Annotated in this window: 20 protein-coding genes, 4 tRNA genes and 1 pseudogene; 15 read left to right on the top strand and 10 right to left on the bottom strand. The window is 66.9% G+C overall.

The window, feature by feature from the left end:
• Positions 1-327, bottom strand: a pseudogene (locus B0T44_RS27635) (hypothetical protein); the annotation flags it as partial.
• Positions 328-741: 414 nt separating this feature from the next.
• Positions 742-1,884: a tRNA dihydrouridine synthase DusB gene (gene dusB, locus B0T44_RS21565; RefSeq protein ID WP_077114709.1), complete on the bottom strand. Its 1,143-nt coding sequence runs from the start codon at positions 1,882-1,884 to the stop codon at positions 742-744.
• A 167-nt stretch (positions 1,885-2,051) separates the two neighbouring features.
• Here dusB and B0T44_RS21560 point away from each other — a divergent pair, with 167 nt between their 5' ends.
• A complete protein-coding gene (locus B0T44_RS21560) occupies positions 2,052-2,714 on the top strand; it encodes a hypothetical protein (RefSeq protein ID WP_081512491.1) in 663 nt (220 codons plus the stop codon).
• 99 nt (positions 2,715-2,813) lie between these two features.
• On the opposite strand, the gene B0T44_RS21555 is transcribed toward B0T44_RS21560, so the two are convergent.
• From B0T44_RS21555 to B0T44_RS21545, 3 genes are all read right to left on the bottom strand, one after another.
• Complete coding sequence (locus B0T44_RS21555) at positions 2,814-3,785, bottom strand: acyl-ACP desaturase (RefSeq protein ID WP_077114130.1); 972 nt, start codon at positions 3,783-3,785, stop codon at positions 2,814-2,816.
• Between the two features lie 225 nt (positions 3,786-4,010).
• Complete coding sequence (locus B0T44_RS21550) at positions 4,011-4,499, bottom strand: DUF937 domain-containing protein (RefSeq protein WP_077114132.1); 489 nt, start codon at positions 4,497-4,499, stop codon at positions 4,011-4,013.
• A 185-nt stretch (positions 4,500-4,684) separates the two neighbouring features.
• Positions 4,685-4,757, bottom strand: a tRNA-Lys gene (locus tag B0T44_RS21545).
• An 852-nt stretch (positions 4,758-5,609) separates the two neighbouring features.
• Here B0T44_RS21545 and B0T44_RS21540 point away from each other — a divergent pair.
• From B0T44_RS21540 to B0T44_RS21515, 6 genes are all read left to right on the top strand, one after another.
• The gene (locus tag B0T44_RS21540) at positions 5,610-6,275 is read left to right on the top strand and encodes a TetR family transcriptional regulator (RefSeq protein WP_077114134.1); all 666 of its coding nucleotides are present in this window, start codon (positions 5,610-5,612) and stop codon (positions 6,273-6,275) included.
• Positions 6,276-6,371: 96 nt separating this feature from the next.
• Positions 6,372-6,444 (top strand) — tRNA-Glu (locus B0T44_RS21535).
• A gap of 28 nt (positions 6,445-6,472) precedes the next feature.
• A tRNA-Asp gene (locus B0T44_RS21530) sits at positions 6,473-6,546 on the top strand.
• A 58-nt stretch (positions 6,547-6,604) separates the two neighbouring features.
• Positions 6,605-6,678 (top strand) — tRNA-Phe (locus B0T44_RS21525).
• A gap of 199 nt (positions 6,679-6,877) precedes the next feature.
• The gene (locus B0T44_RS21520) at positions 6,878-7,063 is read left to right on the top strand and encodes a hypothetical protein (RefSeq protein ID WP_077114137.1); all 186 of its coding nucleotides are present in this window, start codon (positions 6,878-6,880) and stop codon (positions 7,061-7,063) included.
• 148 nt (positions 7,064-7,211) lie between these two features.
• Positions 7,212-7,931 carry a polyprenol monophosphomannose synthase gene (locus tag B0T44_RS21515; protein WP_254893705.1) on the top strand — a complete coding sequence of 240 codons (720 nt, stop codon included), beginning with the start codon at positions 7,212-7,214 and terminating at the stop codon, positions 7,929-7,931.
• A 12-nt stretch (positions 7,932-7,943) separates the two neighbouring features.
• Here the strand turns inward: B0T44_RS21515 and B0T44_RS21510 are convergent, their stop codons facing one another.
• Together B0T44_RS21510 and B0T44_RS21505 are read right to left on the bottom strand one after the other, a co-directional pair.
• On the bottom strand, positions 7,944-9,365 hold the full coding sequence (locus B0T44_RS21510; RefSeq protein ID WP_077114142.1) for a 1-acylglycerol-3-phosphate O-acyltransferase: 1,422 nt from the start codon (positions 9,363-9,365) through the stop codon (positions 7,944-7,946).
• The gene (locus B0T44_RS21505) at positions 9,365-11,911 is read right to left on the bottom strand and encodes a glycerol-3-phosphate 1-O-acyltransferase (protein ID WP_081512489.1); all 2,547 of its coding nucleotides are present in this window, start codon (positions 11,909-11,911) and stop codon (positions 9,365-9,367) included. Before B0T44_RS21505 ends, B0T44_RS21510 begins: the two co-directional genes overlap by 1 nt.
• 193 nt (positions 11,912-12,104) lie before the next feature.
• Here B0T44_RS21505 and B0T44_RS21500 point away from each other — a divergent pair, with 193 nt between their 5' ends.
• Positions 12,105-13,430 carry a salicylate synthase gene (locus B0T44_RS21500; RefSeq protein ID WP_077114144.1) on the top strand — a complete coding sequence of 442 codons (1,326 nt, stop codon included), beginning with the start codon at positions 12,105-12,107 and terminating at the stop codon, positions 13,428-13,430.
• Between the two features lie 74 nt (positions 13,431-13,504).
• On the opposite strand, the gene B0T44_RS21495 is transcribed toward B0T44_RS21500, so the two are convergent.
• A complete protein-coding gene (locus tag B0T44_RS21495; RefSeq protein ID WP_077114146.1) occupies positions 13,505-15,121 on the bottom strand; it encodes a (2,3-dihydroxybenzoyl)adenylate synthase in 1,617 nt (538 codons plus the stop codon).
• Positions 15,122-15,283: 162 nt separating this feature from the next.
• Between B0T44_RS21495 and B0T44_RS21490 the strand changes: the two genes are divergently transcribed.
• From B0T44_RS21490 to B0T44_RS21480, 3 genes are all read left to right on the top strand, one after another.
• On the top strand, positions 15,284-16,165 hold the full coding sequence (locus B0T44_RS21490) for an oxidoreductase (RefSeq protein ID WP_077114148.1): 882 nt from the start codon (positions 15,284-15,286) through the stop codon (positions 16,163-16,165).
• 82 nt (positions 16,166-16,247) lie between these two features.
• Complete coding sequence (locus tag B0T44_RS21485) at positions 16,248-16,718, top strand: carboxymuconolactone decarboxylase family protein (RefSeq protein ID WP_077114150.1); 471 nt, start codon at positions 16,248-16,250, stop codon at positions 16,716-16,718.
• A gap of 257 nt (positions 16,719-16,975) precedes the next feature.
• Positions 16,976-18,067 carry a 3-deoxy-7-phosphoheptulonate synthase gene (locus B0T44_RS21480; RefSeq protein WP_077114153.1) on the top strand — a complete coding sequence of 364 codons (1,092 nt, stop codon included), beginning with the start codon at positions 16,976-16,978 and terminating at the stop codon, positions 18,065-18,067.
• A 52-nt stretch (positions 18,068-18,119) separates the two neighbouring features.
• On the opposite strand, the gene B0T44_RS21475 is transcribed toward B0T44_RS21480, so the two are convergent.
• Positions 18,120-18,689: a GNAT family N-acetyltransferase gene (locus B0T44_RS21475; RefSeq protein WP_077114712.1), complete on the bottom strand. Its 570-nt coding sequence runs from the start codon at positions 18,687-18,689 to the stop codon at positions 18,120-18,122.
• 101 nt (positions 18,690-18,790) lie between these two features.
• Here B0T44_RS21475 and B0T44_RS21470 point away from each other — a divergent pair, with 101 nt between their 5' ends.
• Positions 18,791-19,711, top strand: a complete 921-nt coding sequence (locus B0T44_RS21470) for a sigma-70 family RNA polymerase sigma factor (protein ID WP_077114155.1) — start codon at positions 18,791-18,793, stop codon at positions 19,709-19,711.
• A 66-nt stretch (positions 19,712-19,777) separates the two neighbouring features.
• Positions 19,778-20,890, top strand: a complete 1,113-nt coding sequence (locus B0T44_RS21465; protein WP_254854124.1) for a pyridoxal phosphate-dependent aminotransferase — start codon at positions 19,778-19,780, stop codon at positions 20,888-20,890.
• 5 nt (positions 20,891-20,895) lie between these two features.
• Here the strand turns inward: B0T44_RS21465 and B0T44_RS21460 are convergent, their stop codons facing one another.
• Positions 20,896-21,492 (bottom strand): LysE family translocator, encoded by a 597-nt coding sequence (locus B0T44_RS21460; RefSeq protein ID WP_438269036.1) that lies wholly within the window; start codon positions 21,490-21,492, stop codon positions 20,896-20,898.
• 200 nt (positions 21,493-21,692) lie between these two features.
• On the opposite strand from B0T44_RS21460, the gene B0T44_RS21455 reads away from it, so the two are divergent.
• Complete coding sequence (locus B0T44_RS21455) at positions 21,693-23,351, top strand: DNA repair helicase XPB (RefSeq protein ID WP_077114159.1); 1,659 nt, start codon at positions 21,693-21,695, stop codon at positions 23,349-23,351.
• A 53-nt stretch (positions 23,352-23,404) separates the two neighbouring features.
• Positions 23,405-24,070 (top strand): DUF3239 domain-containing protein, encoded by a 666-nt coding sequence (locus B0T44_RS21450; protein ID WP_077114161.1) that lies wholly within the window; start codon positions 23,405-23,407, stop codon positions 24,068-24,070.
• The last annotated feature ends 16 nt before the right edge of the window (positions 24,071-24,086 follow it).

Genomic DNA, 24,086 nt, shown 5'->3' with positions numbered 1-24,086 from the left:
TGGCTCTCGTCGGGTCCGGCCCGACGGCTGCGGGGCGGGCGGCTGCCCCGGTCCCTGCGCCTGACGCTGTGACGCTAGGGCCGCGGGCTGCTGGATGGGGCCTGGCTGCCGGGGAACTGCCCCGGTCTGCCGCGACGGCGGGCCTGCGGGGCGCGCGTCCGGACCGGGACGGCGCTCGGGTGCGGGCTGCTGGCGCTGGTTGCCACCTGTCCGGGGAGCCTGGGCAGGCGGCTGCTGTTGGCGCTGCTGGGTCTGCGGCTGCCCGGACGTATCGCCGCGCCGGCGCGAGATGCGCTCGCTGTCCACCCGCTCGACCAGATCATGCACCGAGATAGCGGCCGAACCGGCCTCCGCCGACGGGTCGGAGTGCTTGGCCCGCCGGGACGTTCTCGTACTGTCTCGTTCCGGGTGTTCCCCCGTGGGATACCGCTCCCACGGGGCTCGACCTCCGGGCCGTGGCGATCGCCCGTGCCGATCCTCACCCACCAACGAACCTCGCTTTTCCGTTCCTCGCTGCCGCCTCGGCCGGGGCTGGACCGGCTGACCGATTCCGCAATGATAACGATTCCGCCACGGTGGGCCACCCGAGCGCAAACCGAGCCCGCGCGAGCAGCAGCCGGACGGTGCGATGCTGGAAAGTTGCTCGGCGACCGGATGCGAAGCGCATCATGTTCGCCTGCAGTATGTGCATCTCAACACAGATCGACGGCGGAACGCGGCAGGCCCGGTCACTGCGGTGCGTCAGCCGCCGCTGTGCATGACATCGGCCGCGGCAGGCACGGCGGGGTCGTCCGGATCGTCGAGCCAGCCGTGCGGCAACGCCACCTTGCCGGGGGAGCCCTGCCTGCCACGTGGGCCCTGTGCGTCACGCGGGAAAGGGGCGGCCGGGTCGAGACGCCCGATCAGATCGGCCAGTTCGCTCAGGTAGGAAACCGTGGCGAAGGCGCGGCGCAGGTCGGCTCCGACTGGGAAGCCCATCAGGTACCAGGCCATATGTTTGCGCAGATCGCGCATTGCCTTGTCTTCGCCCAGATGGTCGGCCAGCAGGGTGCCGTGGCGTAACAGCACCTCGCCGACCAGACCCAGATTCGGCGGCTCGGGCAGCGGCTTGCCCCGCAGCGCCGCCTCCAGTTCGGCGAACAACCACGGCCTGCCCAGGCAGCCGCGGCCAACCACCACACCGTCACAGCCGGTTTCGTTCATCATCCGGACCGCATCGTCGGCACCGAAGATATCGCCGTTGCCGAGCACGGGCACGGTGGTCACCGCCTCCTTCAGACGGGCGATCGCCGTCCAGTCGGCCTGGCCGGAGTAGCGCTGGGCGGCGGTGCGGGCATGTAGTGCGACGGCAGCCGCGCCCTCGGCCTCGGCGATCCGTCCCGCGTCCAGATAAGTCAGGTGTTCGTCATCGATGCCGATGCGGAATTTCACGGTGACCGGAACGCCTGCCGGCTCGGCCGCGGCCACCATAGCTCGCACGATCCGGGCGAACAGCGCCCGTTTGTACGGCAGCGCCGCCCCGCCGCCGAGGCGGGTCACCTTTGGCACCGGGCAGCCCAGATTCAGATCGATATGGTCGGCCCAGCCCTCGCCGACGATGATGCGGACCGCCTCGCCGAGGGTGGCTGGGTCGACGCCGTACAGCTGCATGGAACGCGGATACTCATCGGCGTCGAACGACATCATGTGCAGGGTTTTCTCGTTGCGTTCCACCACTGCGCGCGCGGTGATCATCTCGCAGACATAGATCGAGGTCGGGCTACCGAACTCGCGGCACAGCTTGCGGAACGCACGATTGGTGATTCCGGCCATCGGGGCAAGCACCACCGGCGGATCGACCGGATAAGGTCCGATCCGCAGGGCCGTGCTCACCTCACTAGTCATCGTCACAGGGTCCAGTGTCTCATCCACCGCGAAGGCCGCCGAACCTGCGCGTTCGGTGGTGGGGGTGCACCGGGGTGGCAGACGGCGCGATTAGCCTGATGTTCGCAAGGCATCACCGCGACCGACGTCGGTGATGACGTGTGCGACCGAAAGAGGACCAGGAATCAATGGCCGAGCAGAACGACGAGACCGGCCGGGACAAGCCGGGCAGCACAGGTGCGGAGGAGGTCGACGCGACGACCGAGCGCGCCGCGGAAAAAACGCCCGCCCCCAGCGGCAGCACCGCGGCAGCTACCGGCGGCGTCCCTGGGACCGTGTCGATCCGGGTGTCCACCGTCGTGCAGGCCGTCGTGATCGGCGCGCTGGCGATCGCGGTGATCGTGCTGTCCGCGCTGCTGTGGTCGGCGCGCAGTGACCTTTCCGATCGCGACGACCGCGCCGCCGCCGAGCAGCGCGCCGAGCAGGTCGCCACCGATTACGCGGTCGGTGCTGCCACGGTGAACTACCAGGACATCAATGCCTGGGTGGCGAACCTGAAGGCCAATACCGCACCGCAGCTGGCGAACAAGTTCGAGACAACCGCGCCCAAGCTGGAGCAGATCCTGGTTCCGCTGAAATGGACGTCGACGGCGTCACCGATTACCGCGAAGGTGATGTCGGAGCAGGACGGTGTCTACAAGGTGAACGTGTTCGTGAATGTGAACTCCACCAACGCGCAGACTCCGGATGGCGCGCAGACCACCGTCACCTACAACGTCACGCTGGATCAGAAATCGGACTGGCAGATCACCGATGTCGGAGGCGTGGACGGGGCCCTGCCGACCGGCTGACCTGCACAACGCAGCAGCGCACAACGCGCCGCCGCCCGAGTGCGGGCAGCGGCGCGTTGTCTGTATATACCGATATGCCGGTGCTGCCGGCTCGCAGATCTAGACTGCGGCGACCTTCGCCAGTTCGCGTTCGCGCTTGGCGGCCTCACGGGCCAGCATGCGGTCGCGCTGTTCCTCGAACTTGATGACGTCCTTGCCGAGCCTCTCCAGGAAGTTGCCGAGACGCTCCCTGGTCTCCTCGCCGCGTGCGGTGAAGTCGTCACGCTCGAACACGCGCCACTTCTTGAGCACCGGCTGCACGACCTCTTCCAGGTGCTGGCGCAGATCGTAGATGCCGTGCTTGGCCATCAGCACGCCATTGCGCCGGAAGTTGGGCATACCGGCGCCGGGCATCTGGAAGTTTTCCAGGATCAGCGTGATCGCGTCCAGAGCCTGGTCGGGAGCCAGGTCGAGGGCCGCGCCGCACATATTGCGATAGAAGATCATGTGCAGGTTCTCGTCGGCGGCCACGCGCTGCAGCATGCGGTCGGCGATCGGGTCGTCGCAGACCTTGCCGGTGTTGCGATGCGAGACGCGGGTGGCCAGTTCTTGGAATGTCACGTAGGCCACCGAGTGCAGGAAGCCCGCGTCGGCGTCGGCGGGCGAGGCGAAACCGTTGGTCATATGAACCATGCGTGCTTGTTCCAGCGCGACGGGGTCGACACCGCGGGTGACGACGAGGTAGTCGCGCATCACGATGCCGTGCCGGTTCTCCTCGGCGGTCCAACGACCGACCCAGGTGCCCCAGGCGCCGTCCTGGGAGAAGTTCTCGGCGATCTCGCGGTGGTAAGAGGGCAGGTTGTCCTCGGTGAGCAGGTTGGTGATCATCGCCGCTTTGGCGACCTCGCTCAGTTTCGACTGCTCCGGGTCCCAGTCCACGCCGCCGAGTGCGGCGAAGTTGCGACCGTCGTCCCACGGTACGTAGTCGTGCGGATGCCATTCCTTTGCCATGGACAGGTGTCGGTTGACATTCTGCTCGGCAACCGGCTCCAACTCCGTGAGCAGCTCGAGTTGAGTCAGATCCCTTGCCATGTATCAAGCCCTTCATGTATGCGGTCTTGCGGGTCGCCCCCATAGGGGTAGACCGTTGCCGATGCGGCCATACCTTACGGCACCGTAGGTGTGATGCGAAACGCAACTGACCGGCGGTGCGCGTTTATTTTTTTCAACGTCATCGCCTTGCGGACGTTCGGCGGCCACAGGCGAGTGTATGACCTGAATCCGCGTAAGGGGCCTATCGTATAGGCGCTGACGCCGTTAGCCATTGTGTGAGGTAGGGCACCCGAACGTGGAAGTACGCCTACTGCGGAGTAGTCGAGTCAGGACGCCGCCCGCGTGTCTGCCTGCGCCGAGTTGCCGGGCCAGGTACGCGAGCACAATCGGGGCCAGCATCGGCATGAGCCGGGCGATGGTCTCGTTGCCTCCTGTGCCGTCGGTTTCGCCGAGTGCGGTGATGACGATGGGTTTTTCGGCGCCGAAGACCTTGTCCACGATCTTGGCGCCTTCGACGGTATCGATCCGGTCCAGGTCCACCGCGCCCGCTCCTTCGACGAGCTTGCCGTGATCGGCGAGCGCCCCGGCCAACGCGGCCGCGCCCTCGGGACGTAGCGCGTTGGACTGGAGTCCGCCGAGCAGTGTCGGCAGGGTTGTCTGCACCGCGGTGGTCGCGGTGCGTTGGTCGATGCCGAGGCGTCCGGCGATCTGGGTGATGGGTACCTGTGAGAGCAAATCGTCGAAGGAAGTCATCGGTTCCTTGGCTCTGGGATATCAGCTCGGGTTATGGACCGGATCACAGTGTCCTGGGGGCAATATCGGTGGAACTCACAGTAGGGCACGAGCGCCGTCGATGGCGATTTTCCGCTCGCCGCGGGGTGGTGCTCGCCGGCTCGGATACGAATCGGGCGCCCGATGTCGACCGGGCGCCCGAGGTGTGCCCCCACCAGGGCTCGAACCTGGGACCTGCGGATTAAAAGTCCGTAGCTCTACCAACTGAGCTATAGGGGCGCGGGAAGACATTCTAATCACCGGTTGCCGATTTCTCGTAACCGGGTAGGTGACGCGGCGGTCCGGTGTGGTCGGCGCCCCTGCGCGGCCGGTGGGCCTGCGTCGGTCAGGGGTGGGTTCACCGGGCGGGGGAGGTGGTGCGGCGGTCTTCGTGAGTGATGCCGATGGTTGGCGGGGTCCTGTGTGCCACCCGCCTGGGTGGTCGATGGTCCACGGGGGCGCAGGCGGCCATACCTGGCTTTGTTGATCTTCCGCCGAGCGGGATATCATCAAAAATGTTGCACACCAATCGCTTTGGTGGATGTGGAGGTGGTATAGAGCGTCCGGTGCGGGCGCTGATGCCCGGTGTGGTGAGTGGGTGTCCGGCTCGGCAGGCGCGGTGAACAGCGCTGTGGCTCTTGCCGATTCGTAGGGTTTACCGGTAATGCTACCGGTGGCATGGTGTTTGCTGTAGTGGATGGGGTTCGGCGTGGTAATCGATGCTCTTGCGGTTTGTCACGTGGCGAAGTGTGATTCCGGGTACGGTGACGAGTCGGTGAATTGGGGGCTGCTCATGAGTCGAAGCCGCAGGAGGCGCATCGGGGACGACGAAAAGCGCGACGAAAATGCCCGGATGCGCACCCCCTGCGGCGCACCCGGGCGAACAAATCATACCAGCCGGTGTGTTTCGGGTTTTTCGCTGGTTTCCGTACCTGAAGTCCGAAACTATGGGGCAATCCGAGCTGGAAGTATTGATAAACCTCGTTAATTGGCGTCAGCAGCCTGTCTTCCTGGTTATGGCTGCGCGGCGGCGATGGGCTCGATGGACTGAAATTCCATTGAGCTCCATAAGGCTTCGGAGGCGTTTCGAGCATGGCACGGCAACAAGAGCGGGCCCGCCGGACACGTGCGGCGATCATCAGGTCCGCCGCCGTTGAGTTCGGGAAGAGCGGTTATGCCGCTGCTTCGCTCAATCGAATTCTGGAAGGTTCGCGCGCCACCAAAGGCGCCATGTACTTCCATTTCGATTCCAAGGAAGACCTGGCGCAGGCCGTACTCGATTCGGCACTCGACCGATACCGGCTTTCGGTCGACCGGTGGTTGGCCCGGACCGACCTGGGGCCGCTGGACATCCTGCACGGTGTGGTCGACGAGTTGGCGTTGCGTCTGGAACACGACATCATCGTGCAGGCCGAATATCGGTTGATCATCGAGCCGGATTTCTACCGTGACGCACGCAACGGCGGCAGCCGTATCCTGGCGCGCACCATCCGGGTGCTCGCCGTACGTGCGATCGAACAGGGGCAGCTGCGCGCCGACGCCGACCCTGATCGGTTCACCCGAGCTCTCACCGGCGCGCTGGCCGGCCAGCGCTATCTGAGCGACGTCTTCGGTCACGACGCCGATCTGCGTTCCCGTTTCACCGAGGCGCTAGAGGTGATCGTCGCGTCGATGTCCACCCCGCAGTGGGCCGAACAGTTCAGCCACGACGGTTGGCGTGCGAACGCGCGGATCGAAGAACTTGGTTTACCCGCCTGACCAGCCGATTTGGGAAACCGGCCGAGTCTGACATAAGCTATGCGAGCTCCCAACGGACAAGCCGTTGAAAAGCCGGTCCGGAGAAATCCGGGACGAGCCCCCTTCGTCTAGCGGCCTAGGACGCCGCCCTTTCAAGGCGGTAGCGCGGGTTCGAATCCCGTAGGGGGTACGGTCTGGCCGACCGTAGGTAGCAGCAAGGCCCTGTGGCGCAGTTGGTTAGCGCGCCGCCCTGTCACGGCGGAGGTCGCGGGTTCGAGTCCCGTCAGGGTCGCAAGTAAACGCCGGAGAAATCCGGCGTTTCACGTATGGCATTCCGTTCGGGTGCCTGCGGCCAGGTAGCTCAGTTGGTACGAGCGTCCGCCTGAAAAGCGGAAGGTCGCCGGTTCGATCCCGGCCCTGGCCACGTTATCCCCCTGACATATCACCTGGTCGGGGGGATTTTTCACGCCCGTACCCCGGATCCGGTGTCGCCGGTGTCGTTCGAGTTCGACGGCATCGACCGCCGAAACCGGCCAGTGAGGCACGGGGGCTGGCACGGGATTCGGTCCTGGGGATTTTCGTGGAATAGGGCGACGGCGGCCGGGGAATGGGATGCTGGGGGTATGGCTGAGTCCTGGTACTACTGCTTGAAGCACAAGCGTGCCGAAAAGGGGCGGCAGTGCTGGTTCCGCGAACGGATGGGGCCGTATCCGGACCAGGCAACCGCCGAACGGGCATTGGATATCGCACGAGAGCGCAACGCGCGCGAGGATGCGCGCGACCGCGCCTGGCGGGAGGGGCAACAGTGACCCCGGTGTGGCGATGGCGCAGCTTTGGCTGATGCGCTGAACTCGCGGGCAGGCGGTTCAGCTACCGTTCACACCGAATCAGAACGAATGCTCGCGGCCGGTGTACCCGGACTGACGGGCGCGACCAGGTGAGCAGGGAGGGCGACCCTTGAGGGTTACCGTTGTTGTGCCGACCTACAACGAGCGGGACAATCTGCCGGTTGCGGTGGAACGGCTGACGGCGCTGCCGGTGGCCGACCTGCACGTGCTAGTCGTGGACGACAACTCGCCGGACGGAACCGGCGATGTCGCCGACAAGCTCGCTGTCGAACTGCCCGATGTCGTGGGGGTGCTGCACCGCACCGAAAAGGACGGGTTGGGACGCGCCTATGTGGCCGGTATCACCCGCGCCCTCGACGAAGGCGCCGATGTGGTGATCCAGATGGACGCCGACCTGTCGCACCCGGCCGAGGTCATCCCGGCCATGCTCGACAAGCTCACCACCACCGACGCCGGTGTCGTGCTCGGCTCCCGCTACGTGCCCGGCGGCTCCACTGCCGCGGAATGGAAGTGGTATCGCAAGGCGCTGTCGGCGTGGGCGAACTTCTACGTGAACCTGATCCTGCGGCTCGGCGTCAAGGACGCCACCGCCGGGTTCAAGGCGTGGCAGGCCGATACGCTGCGTGCCATCGACGTCGCCTCGATCCGCAGCAACGGCTATTCGTTCCAGGTGGAGATGAACTACCGCGCCGTGCGGCGCGGTATCACCATCGCCGAAGTGCCGATCCGGTTCGAAGAACGCACGCTCGGTGCCTCCAAGATGAGCCTGAAGGTGCAGCTGGAATCGGCGCTCATGCCGTGGAAGCTGCTGTTCGGCCGCTCGGTGTAGCTGTAGTAGCTGTCAACTCGGCCAATCCAGCAGCGTGTCGATGAACAGCTGCCGGACTGCGGCGACCTCGTCGTGCATATCGGCTGGGTCCCAGCCGCTGACGTCGATCGGTTCGCCGATCGTCACATCCACGGTGCCGCGGCGGACGATCATCGAATCCCGCCAGGACAGCTCGCCTGCATTGCGGATGATCACCGGGATAACCGGCACTCCGGCCTGTAGCGCGATATGGAATGCGCCCTTCTTGAACGGACCGACCTCCGGGGTGTAGGAGCGGGTGCCTTCCGGGGCGACTGCGATCGACAGGCCGTCGCGTAGCGTCGCCACCACCGGTTCCAGTGATGCCTTCGCCCGCGCGGTATCGCCGCGGTCGATGAAGGTGACCCCGACGAACCGCATGAGCGGCCCGAACACCGGGTTGCGGGTCAGTTCCTTCTTGCCGATACCGGTAACCCCGCCCTGCAGTACCGCGGGCACGATGATGACATCGAACTGGCTCTGGTGGTTGAACACGAAAACGGCGGGCCGCGGGGTGCGCGCGTGCTCTTGCCCGGTCACCCGCAGCCGCACCCCGCATAGGCGCAAGGTTGCGGCGGTGCCGTATTTCATCAGCGAATCGGCCATCGGCCTGCGCTGCCGAGTGTAGGACTTGACCAGCACCCCGAACAGCGAGCCGCCGATCAGCCCACCGAATCCGGCGAATGTCCGCGCATAGTCGCCCGGATCAGGTGGGTTACGTGGCCGGAAGGTCAGTAGCGGCAGGTCACGTTCGGTGGCCGCGGTGACGAGGCCGGTATCGGGGGAGGTGGTGCAGGGGTGGCCGACGAGTGACAGCAGCGGCAGGTCGGCGGCCGCCCCGGTGTAGGCGTAACTGTTTTCCAGGGCCACCCCATCGGCGGCGGCGAACTCGGCCGCGGCATCAGCCTTGCGTTGGCGCCACAGCACCTTGTCTGCGGGCTGCCCGGTGAGCCTGCCGTCCACCACGACCATCCGGGTGCACAGCACATGGTCGATACCGAGCACGGCGGCAGCGGGGGCGACCTGGAATTCGGTCAGTGAGCTGATCAGCACGATGGTGTGACCGGCGGCTCGATGCGCGGCGATCAACCGCCAGGCCTCCGGATACAACCTGCCGTAGCCGGCGCGGCGGAACAGGCGGTCGCCTAGCGCGGCGAGTTCGTCCTCGGTGCGTCCGGCCAGCAGTTCGCCTGCGGTGTGCAGGTATCGACCGTAGGCGGCGTCCCCGCCGTCGCGGGGGATACCGGTGAGCAGCAGTTGGGCTACTTTCCGGTCCCGGCCGCGCAGGAGTCCGCGGTACCGGCTGCCGGAGTCGGAGACCGCGGTGAAATCGAAAAATGCGGCAATGGCCGGCCCCTGTTGGCCCGAGCGGATATCGGATATCGCGGTGTCGAGGCTCGTGTTCGTGGTGCCCACTATGCCTCCGCGGGTGGGCGGTTGGACGGGTCGAGCGTGGCGGCCCAGGAGATCCGCCTGCTGATTTCCCGAAGCTGCTCGGCGAATTCGGTGCGGCGCGCGGTGAGTTCTTTTCGCGCCGAAGCGGATTCGGCTTCCGCGGGCGCGAGTAGATCGTGATTGTCCGCAAGCTTCACAGCGGAAGTGAACAGTTCGGTCGACACCGATTCCGGGCTGTGCAAACGCTGCTGCAGCAACATCTGTTTGCCGACGGCCACGCATTCGGTGATGAGTTCTTTCCGGTCGATCTCGAGGCTGGGATCGCGGGCGGCCAGGCGTTCGGCGACCACCAGCTGGGCATCGAAGAAGGAACGCAGCACGCGGTGGGCCATCATGAACCCCGACTCGGTGAGTTTCGCCAGGATATCGGCGCCCACGGTGTTGTCGCGTCTGCGCTGGAACCAGTCCGGGTCGACCAGCAGCATTTCCGAGGTCATATTGGCGGCGAATTCGGCGCGGTCGGGGAAGAAGAATTCGAATTTCAACAGGTCGCGCAGCCGGTAGGCTTCGGCCCAGCCTTCGCTCAGCGGATCGGTTTCCTGGCGGTGCGGCGCTTCGGGAACCACGACCTCGGCGGTGATCGGTTCCACCGCCGCTGCGACCACCGGATCGCCGACGACGGCTTCGGCGGCGGCGAGGATGGACAGTTCCAGGATCGCCCGGTCGACGAACCAGTGCACCGCGCTGTTGCGGTAGAACGCGGCCTCGAGATGGGCGCCGGATTCGATCGAGTACACCGGCTCCAGGCCGCCCCGGTACACGGTGACCACCCGGGCCAGCGACAGCTGCTCCAGTACTACGGCCAGGCTCTGCTCGTCGCGCAACGCCTCCACTTCGCCGCGCGGCAGATCACGGCGCTCGATGTAGCCAAGTACGGGTGTGAGCAGATGACGCACCTCCCGCAGGGTGAGCGCGCGTTCCTGCACGCCGAGCAGGGCCAGGGTGGCCAGTGCGTTGACGGTGATCGGGGTGACCGCGTTGATGCCGACAGCGATCTCGAAGGCGAGCCGTTGCACGGCGGTGCGTTCCAGTTCGGCGGTTTCGCTGTGATCCTCGCGCACAGCGGTGGTTTCGCCGGGCTGTGCGGCGGTGTCCGTGCGATGCAGCGGAATGGCTATCGGCGGGACGGTCAGCGGATCGCCGTGCGCGGCCAAACGTTCGCGGGCCGACAACGGCGTGCCGAACCGGACGTAGACCCGGCCCGCGGAATGCTGCTGACTCCGCACATAGCGGGCCAGCCAGGCCAGGCCCTCGGATTTCTTTACACCGCCCGCCTGCTCGGTGGCGATGGCGCCCAGCTCGTTGAGCCGTTCGTAGGTGATCGACACGGGCACCAGCATCACGTCTTCGATCCGGTTCCTGCGCACTGCGGTAGCCAGATAGTTCAGCAGCCCGTAGCGCGGCGGCCGCAGCTTGCCGGTGCGGGTGCGGCCGCCCTCGAAATACCATTCCAGATTGAACCGTTTGGCCAGCAGATAGCCGAAGTATTCCTCGACCACCGCCTTGTATACCTCGTCGTCACCGAAGCTGCGGCGGATGAACACCGTTCCGGTGCGGCGAGCGATCGGACCGATCGGCCAGAACCGCAGATTCGCCCCGCCGATCACGTGATTGGGTGGGAAATCGTTGCGGGCCAAGACATCGCCTAGCACGAATGCGTCGACGTAGGAGCGGTGCGAGGGCAGGAACACCAACGGGTAGCGGCGGTTGAGGTCCCGCAGCGCGCACAGGCCGGTGTCGTCGCTCTCCACTTTCCAGGTCGAGGCGTGCACCGGGCGCATGGCCTGGGTGAACAGGTCCGACACCAGTCTGCTCTGTGCGGCGACGAGCTCCCGCAGCGCTTTTTCCGCCCGCCGGTACACGTCCTGTTCGTCGGCGCCGATGCGGTCGGCGATGAGTTCGAGGCGGCGCAGGAATTCGGGGGAGTCGAGGATTTCCTCGGCCACCAGCCGCGGCACCTTGTAACGGTCGCCGATGACGGTACGTTCGGCGCGTTCCAGTGCGACGACAGCGGCGCGCAGCACCGCCCGCGCGAAAGGTTCGGAGCTGCCCGCCTCGTGCAGGGCCGCAGCTGCGGGGTTGTTGGCGCGCAGTTCGCTGAGTCGGGCTGGGCTACCGGTGAGGATCAGATGCCGGTCCGGTGCGCGGCCGATCAGCCTGCGCTGGGCCAGCCGGTGCGGTTTGCGCGGGTTGCTGAACATGGCGAGATCGGTGAAGGCGACCCGGCGGACCCCATCGCGTGCCGGGGGCAGCCACAGCACCCGCACCGGAACCACCAGCGGATCGTCGCCGCGTCCGGTGAGCCGGTCGGCGATGGCGGCGGCGTCGAGATCGAGTTGGGTGATCGGAGCATCGAGGCCCAGCTCTGCGGTGAGCCCGCCTTCGCCGATCCAGGCGCCGATCAGTTCACGTTCCACCTTGGACGTCGAATCCACCAGCACGACTACCGAATCCGAGCGTGCATCCGGTGTCGAGGGCGGCGGCGGTGCGCCGCGGCGGTCGATCATGGTTCGGTCCTGCGCAACGTGGTCCTCCCGCGAAATCAGCGATGCCTCTATTCAAGCTCGCCGCGGCCGACGGCGCAGGGACTCCGGCAAGCGAGTCGAAAACCGCCCGGTATGTCCACTGACACACCCCATGTTGTAGAGGTAATGCTAACCTTACCGACCGAAGTTAGGTCAGGGTTACCTTGGAGGTTCGTTGTCGACCACGGACGAGCGCTCGCGCATCGAGCATGTGACGGATCCGGCGGCAGCGATGTCCCGGCTCGCGGTAGCCGAACGGTTCGGTGAGTACATCGTCTACGAACGCCCGGACGAATGGGTGTTCGCAGCCGACCCGATCGGCGGTGTCGAACTCGACGCCACCGAGCTGCGGGTGACCTGGGATGGAACCACGACCACCAGCGGGTGGTCGGACAGCCCGGCCCGGGCTGTCGACACGGCACTGGGCTCCCTGCCGCTGGCGGAGCGCAATGCCTACGGCTGGATCGGATTCGAATTCTGCGCCTGGTCGCTCAGCGCCACCGAATACCTGCAGCCGCATACCCCGCTGGTGCACGTGATGATTCCGCGTATCGAGGTCCGGGTGAGTGAATCCGGTATCCGGATCAGCGGTGCGACCGAGGACGAGACCGCCCAGATCCACGACCTGATCGCCGGATCGCAGCAGAGCGACCTGCCGCGCCCGCATCCGGTCGACATCCGCCTCGATCCCACCGGCTACCGCGACCGAGTGGCCGAAGCGGTCGCCGAGATCCGGGCCGGCCGATACCAGAAAGTGATTCTGTCGCGCCGGGTCGATCTGCCGTTCGCGGTGGATATGCCCGCCACCTATCGGCTCGGCCGCGCCAATAACACCCCGGCGCGTTCCTTCCTGCTGCGCCTCGGCGGATTGGAGGCGGCCGGTTTCAGCCCGGAACTGGTTGCCTCGGTCGACGACAACCGGGTGGTGACCACCGAACCGCTGGCAGGCACCCGCGCCTTCGGGCTCGGCGCCGACATCGATATGGCGGCCAGAGCCGACCTGGTCACCGACCCGAAGGAAATCGCCGAGCACGCTATTTCGGTGCAGACCTCCTTCGCCGAGATCGCGGCGGTCGCCGAGCCAGGTACCCCCGCCGTATCCGATTTCATGGCCGTACGCGAGCGCGGCAGTGTGCAGCATCTCGCATCGACCGTGCGCGGCACCCTGGCCGCCGACCGGACCAGTTGGGATGCACTGGAGGTGCTGTTTCCGTCGGTGACTGCCGCAGGCATCCCGAAACGGGAAGGCGTGGACTCGATTTTCCGGCTCGACAACCAACCGCGCGGGCTGTACTCCGGCGCGGTAGTGGCGGTGTCGCCGACCGGGGCACTGGAAGCGACGCTGGTGTTGCGCGCGGTGTACCAAACCACCGAGGGTGCGTGGCTGCGGGCTGGCGCGGGTGTGGTCGGGCAGTCGCGGCCCGAGCGTGAATTCGAGGAGACCTGCGAGAAACTGGGCAGTGTCGCGCCGTATGTGGTGAAGGCGCAAGGCAAGGCGTAGCAGCTCAGACGTTGTACCGGCATGGCGGCGTCAGCAGTGACGCCGCCATGCTCGCTCTGCCGCTACAGCGTGGCTCAGGTATCTGCGCGCAATGCTTTCTTGTCGATCTTGCCGACCGCGGTGACGGGCAGGCTGTCGGCCGTGCGCAGCACATCCGGGAGCTTGTAGGTGGCCAGGCCGCGTTCGGTGAGGAAAGATTTGATCTCGGCCAGGGTGGGGACCTCGCCATTGACGACCAGCACCACGCACACCTTCTCGCCGAGCGCGGGATCGGGCAGGCCAAGGGCCGCGGCGTGGCGGACTGCCGGATGGGCGAGCAGATGCTCTTCCAGCTCATCGCAGGAGATGTTCTCGCCGCCGCGGTTGATCACGTCCTTGATCCGGCCCGACACCATCAGGTGGCCGCTGGACAGCTGCCGTACCAGATCGCCGCTACGGTAGAAACCGTCCGAGGTGAAGGTGCGGGCATTGTGTTCGGGGGCCCGGTAGTAGCCGCGAATCGTGTACGGCCCCCTGGTGAGCAGTTCGCCCTCCGCGCCGGGGGCGACATCGTTACCGTCGGCATCGACGATCCGCACCTCGTCGGCGGGTGATACCGGCCTGCCCTGTGTGGTGCACACCAGTTCGTCGGAGTCGTCCAAGCGGGTGTAGTTGATCAAGCCTTCGGCCATCCCGAACACCTGCTGTAGCGTCACCCCGAGCGCGGGCCCCACCTCGCGCGCGTTGACCTCGGCCAGTTTGGCGCCGCCGACCTGCAACAGCCGCAGCGACGACAGGTCGGCGTCCTCCCATTCCACGGCCGCGCACCACAATTGGGCCAGCGGCGGCACCACGCCGGTGACGGTGACCCGGTGCCGTTCGATGGCGGCGAAGGCGTTCTCCGGGCTCGGGTCGGTGACAAAGGTGACCGCGCCGCCGGCAGCGATGGTGCCCAGGATGCCGGGGCAGGCCAACGGGAAGTTGTGCGCCGCAGGCAGGGCTGTCAGGTAGACGTCGTCTTCGGTCAGGGCACACACCTGCGCGCCCGCGGTCGCGTTGTAGACGTAGTCGTCGTGGGTGCGGGCGATCAGTTTGGGCAGGCCGGTGGTGCCGCCGGAAACCAGCATCAGCGCGATATCGCTCGCGTCGATCTCGGGCAGGGTGGCGCCGTCGCGGGGCACAGAACGTAGATCGGTGAATGCGCCGGGATCGCCGAGAACCAGCACATGTTCGAGCGTCGGCACCGCTTCGCGCACGGTGGCGGCGAGCTCGCGGTAGTCGAAACCGGCGGAGTTGTCGGCGATGACATAGGCGACAGCGCCGGATAAACCGGCCAGATGCTCGATCTCGGCCCGGCGATGCGCGGGCAGGGTGAGTACCGGGATGATTCCGGCCCGCAGCAGGCCGAACAGCACGGTCAGGAATTCGGGCACGTTCGGCAGTTGCACCACCACCCGGTCGCCGGGCGCGATACCGAGGGCGAGCAGGCCATGGGCCATGCGGTCGGCTTCGGCATCGAGTTCGGCATAGGTCAGCGGGCGGTCGGCGAGCAGCGCCTGCCGGTCCGGGATGCGCCGCGCGGTATCGCGCAGCAGGTCACCGAGGCAACGTCCGGTCCAGTAGCCCGCGGCGCGATATTCCTGCGCTGCTGTGTCGGGGAACGGCACATAGCCGTCGCGGTGGGCGCGGGGGGCGGTGGAAGTCGAACTCACGGTGTGCCTCACAAAGAACGGATCGGCGGGGGACGGTGCGTGCGGTGCATATCTGGGGTGACAATAGGTTAGGCAACCCTATCTGAATGGGGAAGCGCTTGTGCCGCCGGTTCTGTCGTTTCGCTGGGGTGGGGGTCCGGTGTGCGGACTTAGACTCACGTCATGAGTAGGTGGGGCGTCGGGGATATCCCCGATCAACACGGCCGAACTTTCCTCGTCACCGGTGCCAACAGCGGCCTGGGCGCGGTCGCTGCGCGAGTGCTGGCCGATGCGGGCGCCCATGTGGTGCTGGCCTGCCGCAACCTCGACAAAGGCCGTGCTGTCGCCGCCCGGATCGGCAAGCACGCCGAGGTGCGCGAACTCGATCTCGCCGACCTGAGCTCGGTGCGCGCTTTCGCCGACGGCATCGACCGGGCCGATGTGCTGATCAACAACGCCGGGGTGATGGCGGTCCCGTACCGCCGCACCGTCGACGGTTTCGAAACCCAGATCGGCACCAACCACCTTGGCCATTTCGCGCTCACCGGGCTACTGCTCGGCAAGATCTCCGATCGGATCGTCACCGTGTCCAGCGGTGCGCACGCCATCGGCACCATCGACCTGGCCGATCTGAACTGGGAGCACCGCAAATACCAGCGCTGGCAGGCCTACGGGCAGGCCAAGCTGGCGAATCTGCTGTTCGCCTATGAACTGCAGCGCAAGCTCACCGCCGCGGGATCGTCGAAGCTGTCGCTGGCCGCGCATCCCGGTTACGCGTCCACCGAACTGCAGTCGCACACCGAATCGTTCCTGGATGTCGTGATGGCGATCGGCAACAGGCTGTTCGCACAGACCGCCGAGATGGGCGCGCTGCCCGAGTTGTACGCGGCCACCGCCGCACGGGTTGAACCCGGCGGCTATTACGGCCCGGAGAGCTGGGGCGGTATGCGTGGGCACCCGGGCCGTTCCGGTTCGTCGAAACGCTCCAGGGACGAGTTGGCTGCGCGAGCGCTGTGGGATCTGTCGGAGAAACTGACCGGCGTCAGCTACGATTTCAGCGTGTGATACAGATCACTGCCGAGCGTTGTCACACCTGCCCGTGCCGCGTCGTCGTCCTGACGAAACCCCGACAACGAAGGGACAGGCCATGGAACCCCGCTTCAACCTCTACGGCAGCAACGTCACCGCCAGCTTCGCCAAGCGCCTGATCACCGCATCCAAAGCGATCGATGACTCCGGTCTGCCCAAGGCCACCTACGAACTGGTCAAGATCCGGGCCAGCCAGATCAACGGCTGCAGCTTCTGCGTCGATATGCACACCAAGGACGCCGCCCACGCCGGTGAATCCGCGACGCGGCTGAACCTGGTCGCAGCCTGGCGAGAAGCGACGGTGTTCACCGAACCCGAGCGCGCCGCGCTGGCGCTGACCGAACAGGCCACCCGGGTCGCGGACGGTGGCGGGGTGACCGACGAAGTGTGGCAGCAAGTCCGCAAGCACTACGACGACGATCAGATCGGCGGCCTGATCGCCGCGATCGCCGCCATCAACGCCTGGAACCGGATGAATGCCATCGCGCACACCCCCGCCGGTGACTATGTGCCCGGTTCGCTGGGTTAGCCGCCCGCCCCGTCCGGGCTGTGATCTGGTGTGCTTCGTCACTTCACAACATATGAGGCAGCTCGGACGGGCACCGGTCGGACGCCGCCTGGTACGGTGGCCGACGTGCAGCGCGTGTATTTCTGGTTTAGCAAGCCGGCCCTGGGTGGGCCGGTCGGCAAACGCGCGCGCTGACCAGTTTCACCCCGAGCCGGATGACGACCGGCTCGACGGGTTCTCTCGGTGGGTCGGCCAGAACAGAAGGAAACCCACCCACGATGACTACAGCAGCCGATATCGACGTCAGCCATTCCGATCTCGATGATCGCCGCACCCTCGACGTGAGCCCGCTGCGTTCGCCTGCGGAGGTGCGCCGTGTCCACGCGATCACCGACGATCTCGCCGATACCGTCCGCGCGGGCCGCAAAGCCACGGTCGACGTACTCAACGGCGACGACAACCGCCTGATGGTGATCGTCGGCCCGTGCTCGGTGCACGATCCCGCCGCTGCCCTCGACTACGCGAGCCGTCTTGCTGCCAAGGCCGCCGAAGTCGGCGACCGGCTGCATGTGGTGATGCGGGTGTACTTCGAGAAACCACGCACCACGCTCGGCTGGAAGGGCCTGATCAACGACCCGCACCTGGACGGCAGCTTCGACGTCAACACCGGTCTGGGCATCGGCCGCAAACTGCTCACCGATATCACCGCCCTCGGACTGCCGGTGGCGTGCGAGTTCCTCGAAACGATCACCCCGCAGTACATCGCCGACCTGGTTTCCTACGGCGCCATCGGCGCGCGTACCGCAGCCAGTCAGGTGCACCGCCAGCTGAGCAGCGCGCTGTCCATGCCGGTCGGCATCAAGAACGGAACCGACGGCGACGTGCAGGTCGCAGTGGACGGTGTGCGCGCCGCCGCCGCCAGCCATGTGTTCCCCGGCACCGATCTGGACGGCCGGTCCGCGCTGATCCGCACCGCGGGCAACCCGGACTGCCATATCATCCTGCGTGGTGGCAGCACCGGCCCGAACTATGATGCGGCCTCGGTCGCCGAGGCGGTTATGCGGCTGGAGAAGGCGTCGCTGCCGCAGCGGCTGGTGGTCGACGCCAGCCACGGCAACAGCAACAAAGATCACAACAAGCAGGTCGACGTCGTCACCGATATCGCCGAACGGCTGGCCGCGGGCGAGCAGGGCATTGTCGGGGTGATGCTGGAGAGTTTCCTGGTCGCAGGCAGGCAGGATCTGACCCTCGGCCATTCCGGGGACTTGACGTACGGCCAGTCCATCACCGACGCCTGCATCGACTGGGCGACCACCGAGCGGCAGCTGGATCGGCTGGCCGACGCGGTGCGGCAGCGTCGCGAGAACTGAACCTCATCGGTTGCCCGGCTCGCCGAGGTGCGGTTACCGGCCCGCCGGTCGTTCAGATACCGGCGGGCCAGCCGTCGGCCGGGCCGGGCGGGTCGGTGGCCAGCCGCCCGGCCAGCCAGGTGTCGCGCCGGACGTCGCGGTGAACGGCGCCGAGCCGGGCCATGCCCTCGTAGCGAAAGCCGTTGCGCCGCACAACTGCTGCCGAGGCGTGATTGCCTACGTAGGCGTGCCAGCCGATCCGTGCCAGATCCATACCGGCGGGATCGAAACCGAACTCGCAGACCAGCGCCACCGCACGTGACATCAGGCCGCGTCCCCGGTGTTCGTGCGCGAGCCAGTAGCCGACCTCGCCCGCAGTCTCGTCCTGGCCGCCGACCCGGACCGTGCCGATGAGCGGCCCGTTCTCGTGCGGTCGCAGCGCCCAGATCGGGTTGCGCCCCGACCAGCCGGGTTCGGCCATGTCGCGCAGGAAGGTTTCGGCGTCCTCGCGGCCGTACGGCACCGGGATCGTGATCCACGCGCCGATGGACGGATGCTGACAGTGGGCGACCATGGCGTCGATATCGGCTTCCGTCGGCCGGGACAACCAGACCGTGCCGTCGGTCAGTGTGCGCTCCTTCATCGCGTCATCGTGGCACAGCTGTACTGGGAGAATCACCCGGTTTTCGGGCCGCGGCCGGGTGCTGCGGAAGCCGCGCGGCGGGTGGGTCATAGAATCCGGTGATGGTTGCCGCGCTTTTGGCCGATCTGTTCGAATCGCATCGAGCGCATCTGCTCGCGGTCGCCTACCGGCTCACCGGCAGCGCCGCCGACGCCGAGGACGCGGTACAGGAAAGCTGGCTGCGGCTGGCGGGGGCGCGGCAGTCGGAGATCGAGGATCTGCGGGCCTGGCTGACCACCGTGGTCGGCCGGATCTGCCTGGACCGGCTGCGTAGCGCGGCGGTGCGGCGCGAAAGCTATATCGGCCAATGGTTGCCCGAACCGGTGATCGCCGATCTGGTTCCTTCCGCTAGTCCTGACCCACTAGAGCTGGCGGTGCGCAGCCAAGAGTTCCGGCTGGCGGCGCTGGTCGTGCTCGATTCGCTGACCCCGCCGCAGCGGGTGGCTTTTGTGCTGCACGACGGGCTTTCGGTGCCGTTCGACGAAATCGGCGATATCCTCGGCGTCTCGGCCGATGCGGCCAGACAGCTCGCGGTGCGGGCGCGGAAAGCGGCCCAGCGGTGCCCCCGCGCGGTGCCCGACAGTGAACACGACGAAGCGATCAAGCGGTTCGTCGCCGCGCTGGCCACCGGCGATGTGCAGGCGATCGCCGCCACGCTGCATCCGGAGTCCACCATGATCGGCGACGCGAACGGCACCACCTCGACCGCGATCAACGTCATCAGCGGGCCCGAGCGGATCGCGCGCTTCTTCATCGGCTTGATGCGCAAGTACGGGATGGACGAGTTGCCGACCGACTCCGGCGAATTCGAGCCCGTGCTGGTGAACGGGCAGCTGGGATTCATCGCGCAGGGGCGCGATGCGGTGGAGGGCAAACCCGGCTACCCGCAGCGGGTGATCGGTTTCACCGTCCGCGACGGGCTGATCTGGGGAACCTACGACATGGCCAATCCGGACAAATTACCCAACAGCCGGAAGCGCTGAGCCGTGCCCGAGCAGTTGCCGACCGTCGCCCGGCTGCGGCCGTTCGCCGCCACCATCTTCGCCGAGATGACCGACCTTGCCGTCGCGAACGACGCGATCAACCTCGGGCAGGGCTTCCCGGACAGTGACGGGCCCGTGGGCATGCTCGAGGTGGCGCGCGCCGCGATCGCCGACGGGCTCAACCAGTACCCGCCAGGCCGGGGCATGCCGGTGCTGCGACGCGCGATCGCCGCCGACCGGTCCCGCCGCTATGGCATCGACTACGACCCCGACACCGAGGTGCTGGTCACCGTCGGAGCCACCGAGGCGATCAGCGCCGCTGTGCTCGGCCTGGTCGAGCCGGGCCGAGAGGTGGTGTTGATCGAGCCGTACTACGACTCCTACCCGGCCGCCGTCGCGCTGGCCGGAGCGCAGCGGCGCACGGCACGCCTGGTACCCGACGGCGACCGCTTCGTGCTCGACCACGACAGCCTGCGGGCCGCGATCACCCCGGCCACTCGGATGCTGGTGCTGAACTCCCCGCACAACCCGACCGGCGTCGTCCTCGACCGAGCCGATCTGGCCGCCGTCGCCGAGATCGCCTGCGCCAACGATCTGCTCGTGCTCACCGACGAGGTGTACGAGCATCTGGTCTACGACGGCACCGAGCACATCAGCATCTCGACTCTTCCCGGAATGGCCGAGCGCACCCTGGTGGTGTCGAGCGCGGCGAAAACGTTCAGCGTCACCGGCTGGAAGATCGGTTGGGTGTGCGGCCCGGCCTCGTTGATCGACGGGGTGATCGCCGCGAAACAGTTCCTGACCTTCGTCGGCGGCGGACCGTTCCAACCCGCGGTCGCCCACGCGCTGACCCAGGAACTCGACTGGGTCGCCCGCCTGCGCGGTGTCCTGTCAGATGAGCGGCTTCGCCTGTCGGCTGCGCTTGCCGAACTCGGTTTCCGGGTGTACAGGAGTTCAGGCAGCTATTTCGTCTGCGCCGATATCCGGCCGCTAGGCGAGTCCGACGGACTCGCATTCTGCCGCGCCATACCGCACCGGCTCGGTGTCGCGGCCGTGCCGGTCAGCGTGTTCACCGATGACGCGGCGTCCTGGCGTCACCTGGTCCGGTTCACGTTCTGCAAGCGGCCGGAAACCCTGGACGAGGCCATCCACCGGCTCGGGTTCCTACGCACCCGGTGAGCGAGTCAGGCGGGCACAGGGCGGGTGCGGTCGGTGACCAGCACCGCGGCGATACCCGCCAGCACGGTTCCCATCAGGTAACGCTGCACCCGCAACCAGACCGGGCGATCGGCGAGGAAGACCGCGATCCGGCCCGCCACGAGCACGATGAGGCCGTTGCCCGCCAGCGCGACCGTGATCTGCACCGCGCCCAGACACAGACTCTGCAACCAGATCGGGCCGCGGCCGGGAACCACGAACTGCGGGATCAACGCCAGGTACATGATGGCGATCTTCGGGTTCAACAGATTGGTCAGCAGCCCCATCGCGAACAACCTGCGAGCCGGGGCGGCGGGCAGCTGGGCCGGGGAGAACACCGCGGCCCCGCCGGGTCGCAGCGCCTGCCAGGCCAGCCAGGCCAGATAGCACACCCCCGCTAGCTTCAAGGCCAGATACAGCTGCGGCACCATCGCGAACACCGCGGTGATCCCGGCTGCCGCCGCGATCAGATACACCCCGAATCCAGCCGCGACCCCACAGAGGGAGATGAGCCCGGCGGTGCGGCCTTGGGTTACCGTACGGGATACCAGATACATCATGTTCGGGCCGGGGGTGAGCACCATGCCCAGCGCCGCTGCCGCGACTCCCGCCGCCGCCGTCGTCTCGATCACGACAGAAATCTTCGCCCACTCGGGGTCGGTTGGTCTCGGTCCAGTTCACCGCTGCTGGACCGCTGCGCCACCGCCGCCGGTGTCTGTCGGTGTCTGTCGGTGTCTGTCGGGGGAGTCGGGAACAATGGGAACAGCCGAGGTGAGGAGGCGCCGTGACCGACGGTCCGCTGATTGTTCAAAGTGACAAAACGCTGCTGCTCGAGGTCGACCACGAGCTGGCGGACGCCGCGCGCCAGGCCATCGCCCCGTTCGCCGAACTCGAACGCGCACCCGAGCATGTGCACACCTACCGGGTGACGCCGCTGGCGCTGTGGAACGCCCGCGCCGCGGGTCACGACGCCGAGCAGGTGGTGGACGCCCTGGTCAGCTATTCGCGGTACGCGGTGCCTCAGCCGCTGCTCGTCGACATCGTCGACACCATGGCCAGGTACGGGCGGTTGCAGCTGGTGAAACACCCTGCCCACGGCCTGACCATGGTGAGCCTGGACCGGGCCGTGCTAGAGGAGGTGCTGCGGCACAAGAAGATCGCGCCGATGCTGGGGGCGCGCATCGACGACGACACCGTGGTCGTGCACGCGTCCGAACGCGGCCACATCAAACAGATGCTGCTCAAGATCGGGTGGCCCGCCGAGGACCTTGCCGGATACGTCGACGGCGAAGCCCACCCGATCGAACTGGACTTCGCGGGCGGGCACTGGCAGCTGCGCGACTACCAGGAGATGGCCACCGACTCGTTCTGGGCGGGTGGCTCGGGCGTGGTGGTGCTGCCCTGCGGTGCAGGGAAGACGATGGTCGGCGCGGCCGCCATGGCCAAGGCGAAGGCGACCACACTGATCCTGGTCACCAATACCGTGGCCGGACGGCAGTGGCGGCGTGAACTGCTGGCCCGCACCTCGCTGACCGAGGAGGAAATCGGCGAGTACTCGGGGGAGCGTAAGGAGATCCGCCCGGTCACCATCGCCACCTATCAGGTGATCACCCGGCGCAGCAAAGGTGAATACAAACATCTGGAGCTGTTCGACAGCCGCGACTGGGGGCTGGTGATCTACGACGAGGTGCATCTGCTGCCCGCACCGGTCTTCCGGATGACGGCCGATCTGCAGTCGCGGCGGCGGCTGGGGCTGACCGCGACCCTGGTTCGTGAGGACGGCCGCGAGGGCGATGTGTTCTCGCTGATCGGCCCCAAACGCTACGACGCACCGTGGAAGGACATCGAGGCCCAGGGCTGGATCGCGCCCGCCGACTGTATCGAGGTGCGGGTGACGCTCACCGACGCCGAGCGGATGACCTATGCGACGGCCGAGCCCGATGAACGCTACAAACTGTGCTCCACAGCGCGCACCAAGATCGCGGTTGTCGAGTCCATCCTGGCCGCTCACAAGGACGCACCCACCCTGGTGATCGGCGCGTATCTGGAGCAGCTGGACGAACTGGGTGTCGCGCTGGACGCCCCGGTGATCCAGGGTTCGACCAAGACCAAGGAGCGCGAAGCGCTGTTCGACGCCTTCCGCCGCGGCGAGATCCCGGTGCTGGTGGTGAGCAAGGTCGCCAATTTCTCCATCGATCTGCCGGAAGCGTCGGTGGCCGTGCAGGTGTCGGGCACCTTCGGTTCGCGGCAGGAGGAGGCGCAGCGTCTCGGCAGGCTGCTGCGGCCGAAACACGATGGTGGACAGGCACATTTCTACTCGGTGGTCGCCCGCGACACCCTCGATGCCGAATACGCTGCACATCGGCAGCGTTTTCTGGCGGAACAGGGGTATGCCTACCGCATCACCGATGCCGATGACCTGCTCGGGCCGACCATCGGGTAGGGCCGACCGTAAGTGGAGGTCCTGCCTCCGCAAACTGTGCTAGGAATGGTGACGTGCGACGCTTCGAATTCGCGGTCGACCGCAGGCATGCTCGTGCGGTCAACGAAGTCGTCGCCGACCTGCGCCGGCTCCGGATCCTGGCGGTGGCCGCGGCCGTCGTCGCCGCGGCCTGCACCGCCTATCTGATCTGGTTGAACCACCCCTGGTCGTATCTGCTCGCCGTCGCCTTCGTGCTCGGCACCGCCACCTCACTGTGGGTGGCGCTGTGGGCACCGCGCCGATCGAATATCCAGAAACTCTACGCCGACGGTGAATTGGTGCCTGCCGTGGTATCGCGGGCGAAGCCGGGCGGTTTGGTGCTGCTCGCCCTGGTCGACGTTGCACGCCCGGACACCGAACCGCGGTACGCACTGGTAACCAGGAAGGTGCGGGCACTGCCCGGCCATCAGGCGCAGCCAGGGGAACGCGTACCTTCGATCGCCGTGCGCGCCGAACGCGCCTCCCGCACCGTCGGAGAGCGCTGGCTGCCGGTCGACACCATGCCGATCGCGTGGGGCACCGCCGACGCGGTAGTTATCGAACGCGCCCGCGCGGCGATCAGCGAGGCCGAATGGCAACTGCTCGCCGACAACCTCTCCCTGGCCGAACAGGTGCGCCGCAGCTCCGCCAAGCGGCTGCTCCTGGATCCGCAACGGCTCCCCGGCGGTATCGGCCGCTGACGCGGGCGCCGGTCGT

The organism is Nocardia donostiensis (assembly GCF_002081715.1).
Lineage (GTDB): Bacteria > Actinomycetota > Actinomycetes > Mycobacteriales > Mycobacteriaceae > Nocardia > Nocardia donostiensis.
The sequence above is the reverse complement of the archived record's forward strand: the minus strand, read 5'-3'. Positions and strand labels throughout refer to the sequence as shown.

What these genes read in the sequence shown, in the direction of transcription:
- dusB (WP_077114709.1), bottom strand. Translation starts at nt 1,884, where the DNA reads ATGACTAGTGAGGTGAGCACGGCCCTGCGGATCGGACCTTATCCGGTC.
- B0T44_RS21560 (WP_081512491.1), top strand. Translation starts at nt 2,052, where the DNA reads ATGGCCGAGCAGAACGACGAGACCGGCCGGGACAAGCCGGGCAGCACA.
- B0T44_RS21555 (WP_077114130.1), bottom strand. Translation starts at nt 3,785, where the DNA reads ATGGCAAGGGATCTGACTCAACTCGAGCTGCTCACGGAGTTGGAGCCG.
- B0T44_RS21550 (WP_077114132.1), bottom strand. Translation starts at nt 4,499, where the DNA reads ATGACTTCCTTCGACGATTTGCTCTCACAGGTACCCATCACCCAGATC.
- B0T44_RS21540 (WP_077114134.1), top strand. Translation starts at nt 5,610, where the DNA reads ATGGCACGGCAACAAGAGCGGGCCCGCCGGACACGTGCGGCGATCATC.
- B0T44_RS21520 (WP_077114137.1), top strand. Translation starts at nt 6,878, where the DNA reads ATGGCTGAGTCCTGGTACTACTGCTTGAAGCACAAGCGTGCCGAAAAG.
- B0T44_RS21505 (WP_081512489.1), bottom strand. Translation starts at nt 11,911, where the DNA reads ATGATCGACCGCCGCGGCGCACCGCCGCCGCCCTCGACACCGGATGCA.
- B0T44_RS21490 (WP_077114148.1), top strand. Translation starts at nt 15,284, where the DNA reads ATGAGTAGGTGGGGCGTCGGGGATATCCCCGATCAACACGGCCGAACT.
- B0T44_RS21485 (WP_077114150.1), top strand. Translation starts at nt 16,248, where the DNA reads ATGGAACCCCGCTTCAACCTCTACGGCAGCAACGTCACCGCCAGCTTC.
- B0T44_RS21480 (WP_077114153.1), top strand. Translation starts at nt 16,976, where the DNA reads ATGACTACAGCAGCCGATATCGACGTCAGCCATTCCGATCTCGATGAT.
- B0T44_RS21475 (WP_077114712.1), bottom strand. Translation starts at nt 18,689, where the DNA reads ATGAAGGAGCGCACACTGACCGACGGCACGGTCTGGTTGTCCCGGCCG.
- B0T44_RS21470 (WP_077114155.1), top strand. Translation starts at nt 18,791, where the DNA reads ATGGTTGCCGCGCTTTTGGCCGATCTGTTCGAATCGCATCGAGCGCAT.
- B0T44_RS21465 (WP_254854124.1), top strand. Translation starts at nt 19,778, where the DNA reads ATGACCGACCTTGCCGTCGCGAACGACGCGATCAACCTCGGGCAGGGC.
- B0T44_RS21460 (WP_438269036.1), bottom strand. Translation starts at nt 21,492, where the DNA reads ATGGTGCTCACCCCCGGCCCGAACATGATGTATCTGGTATCCCGTACG.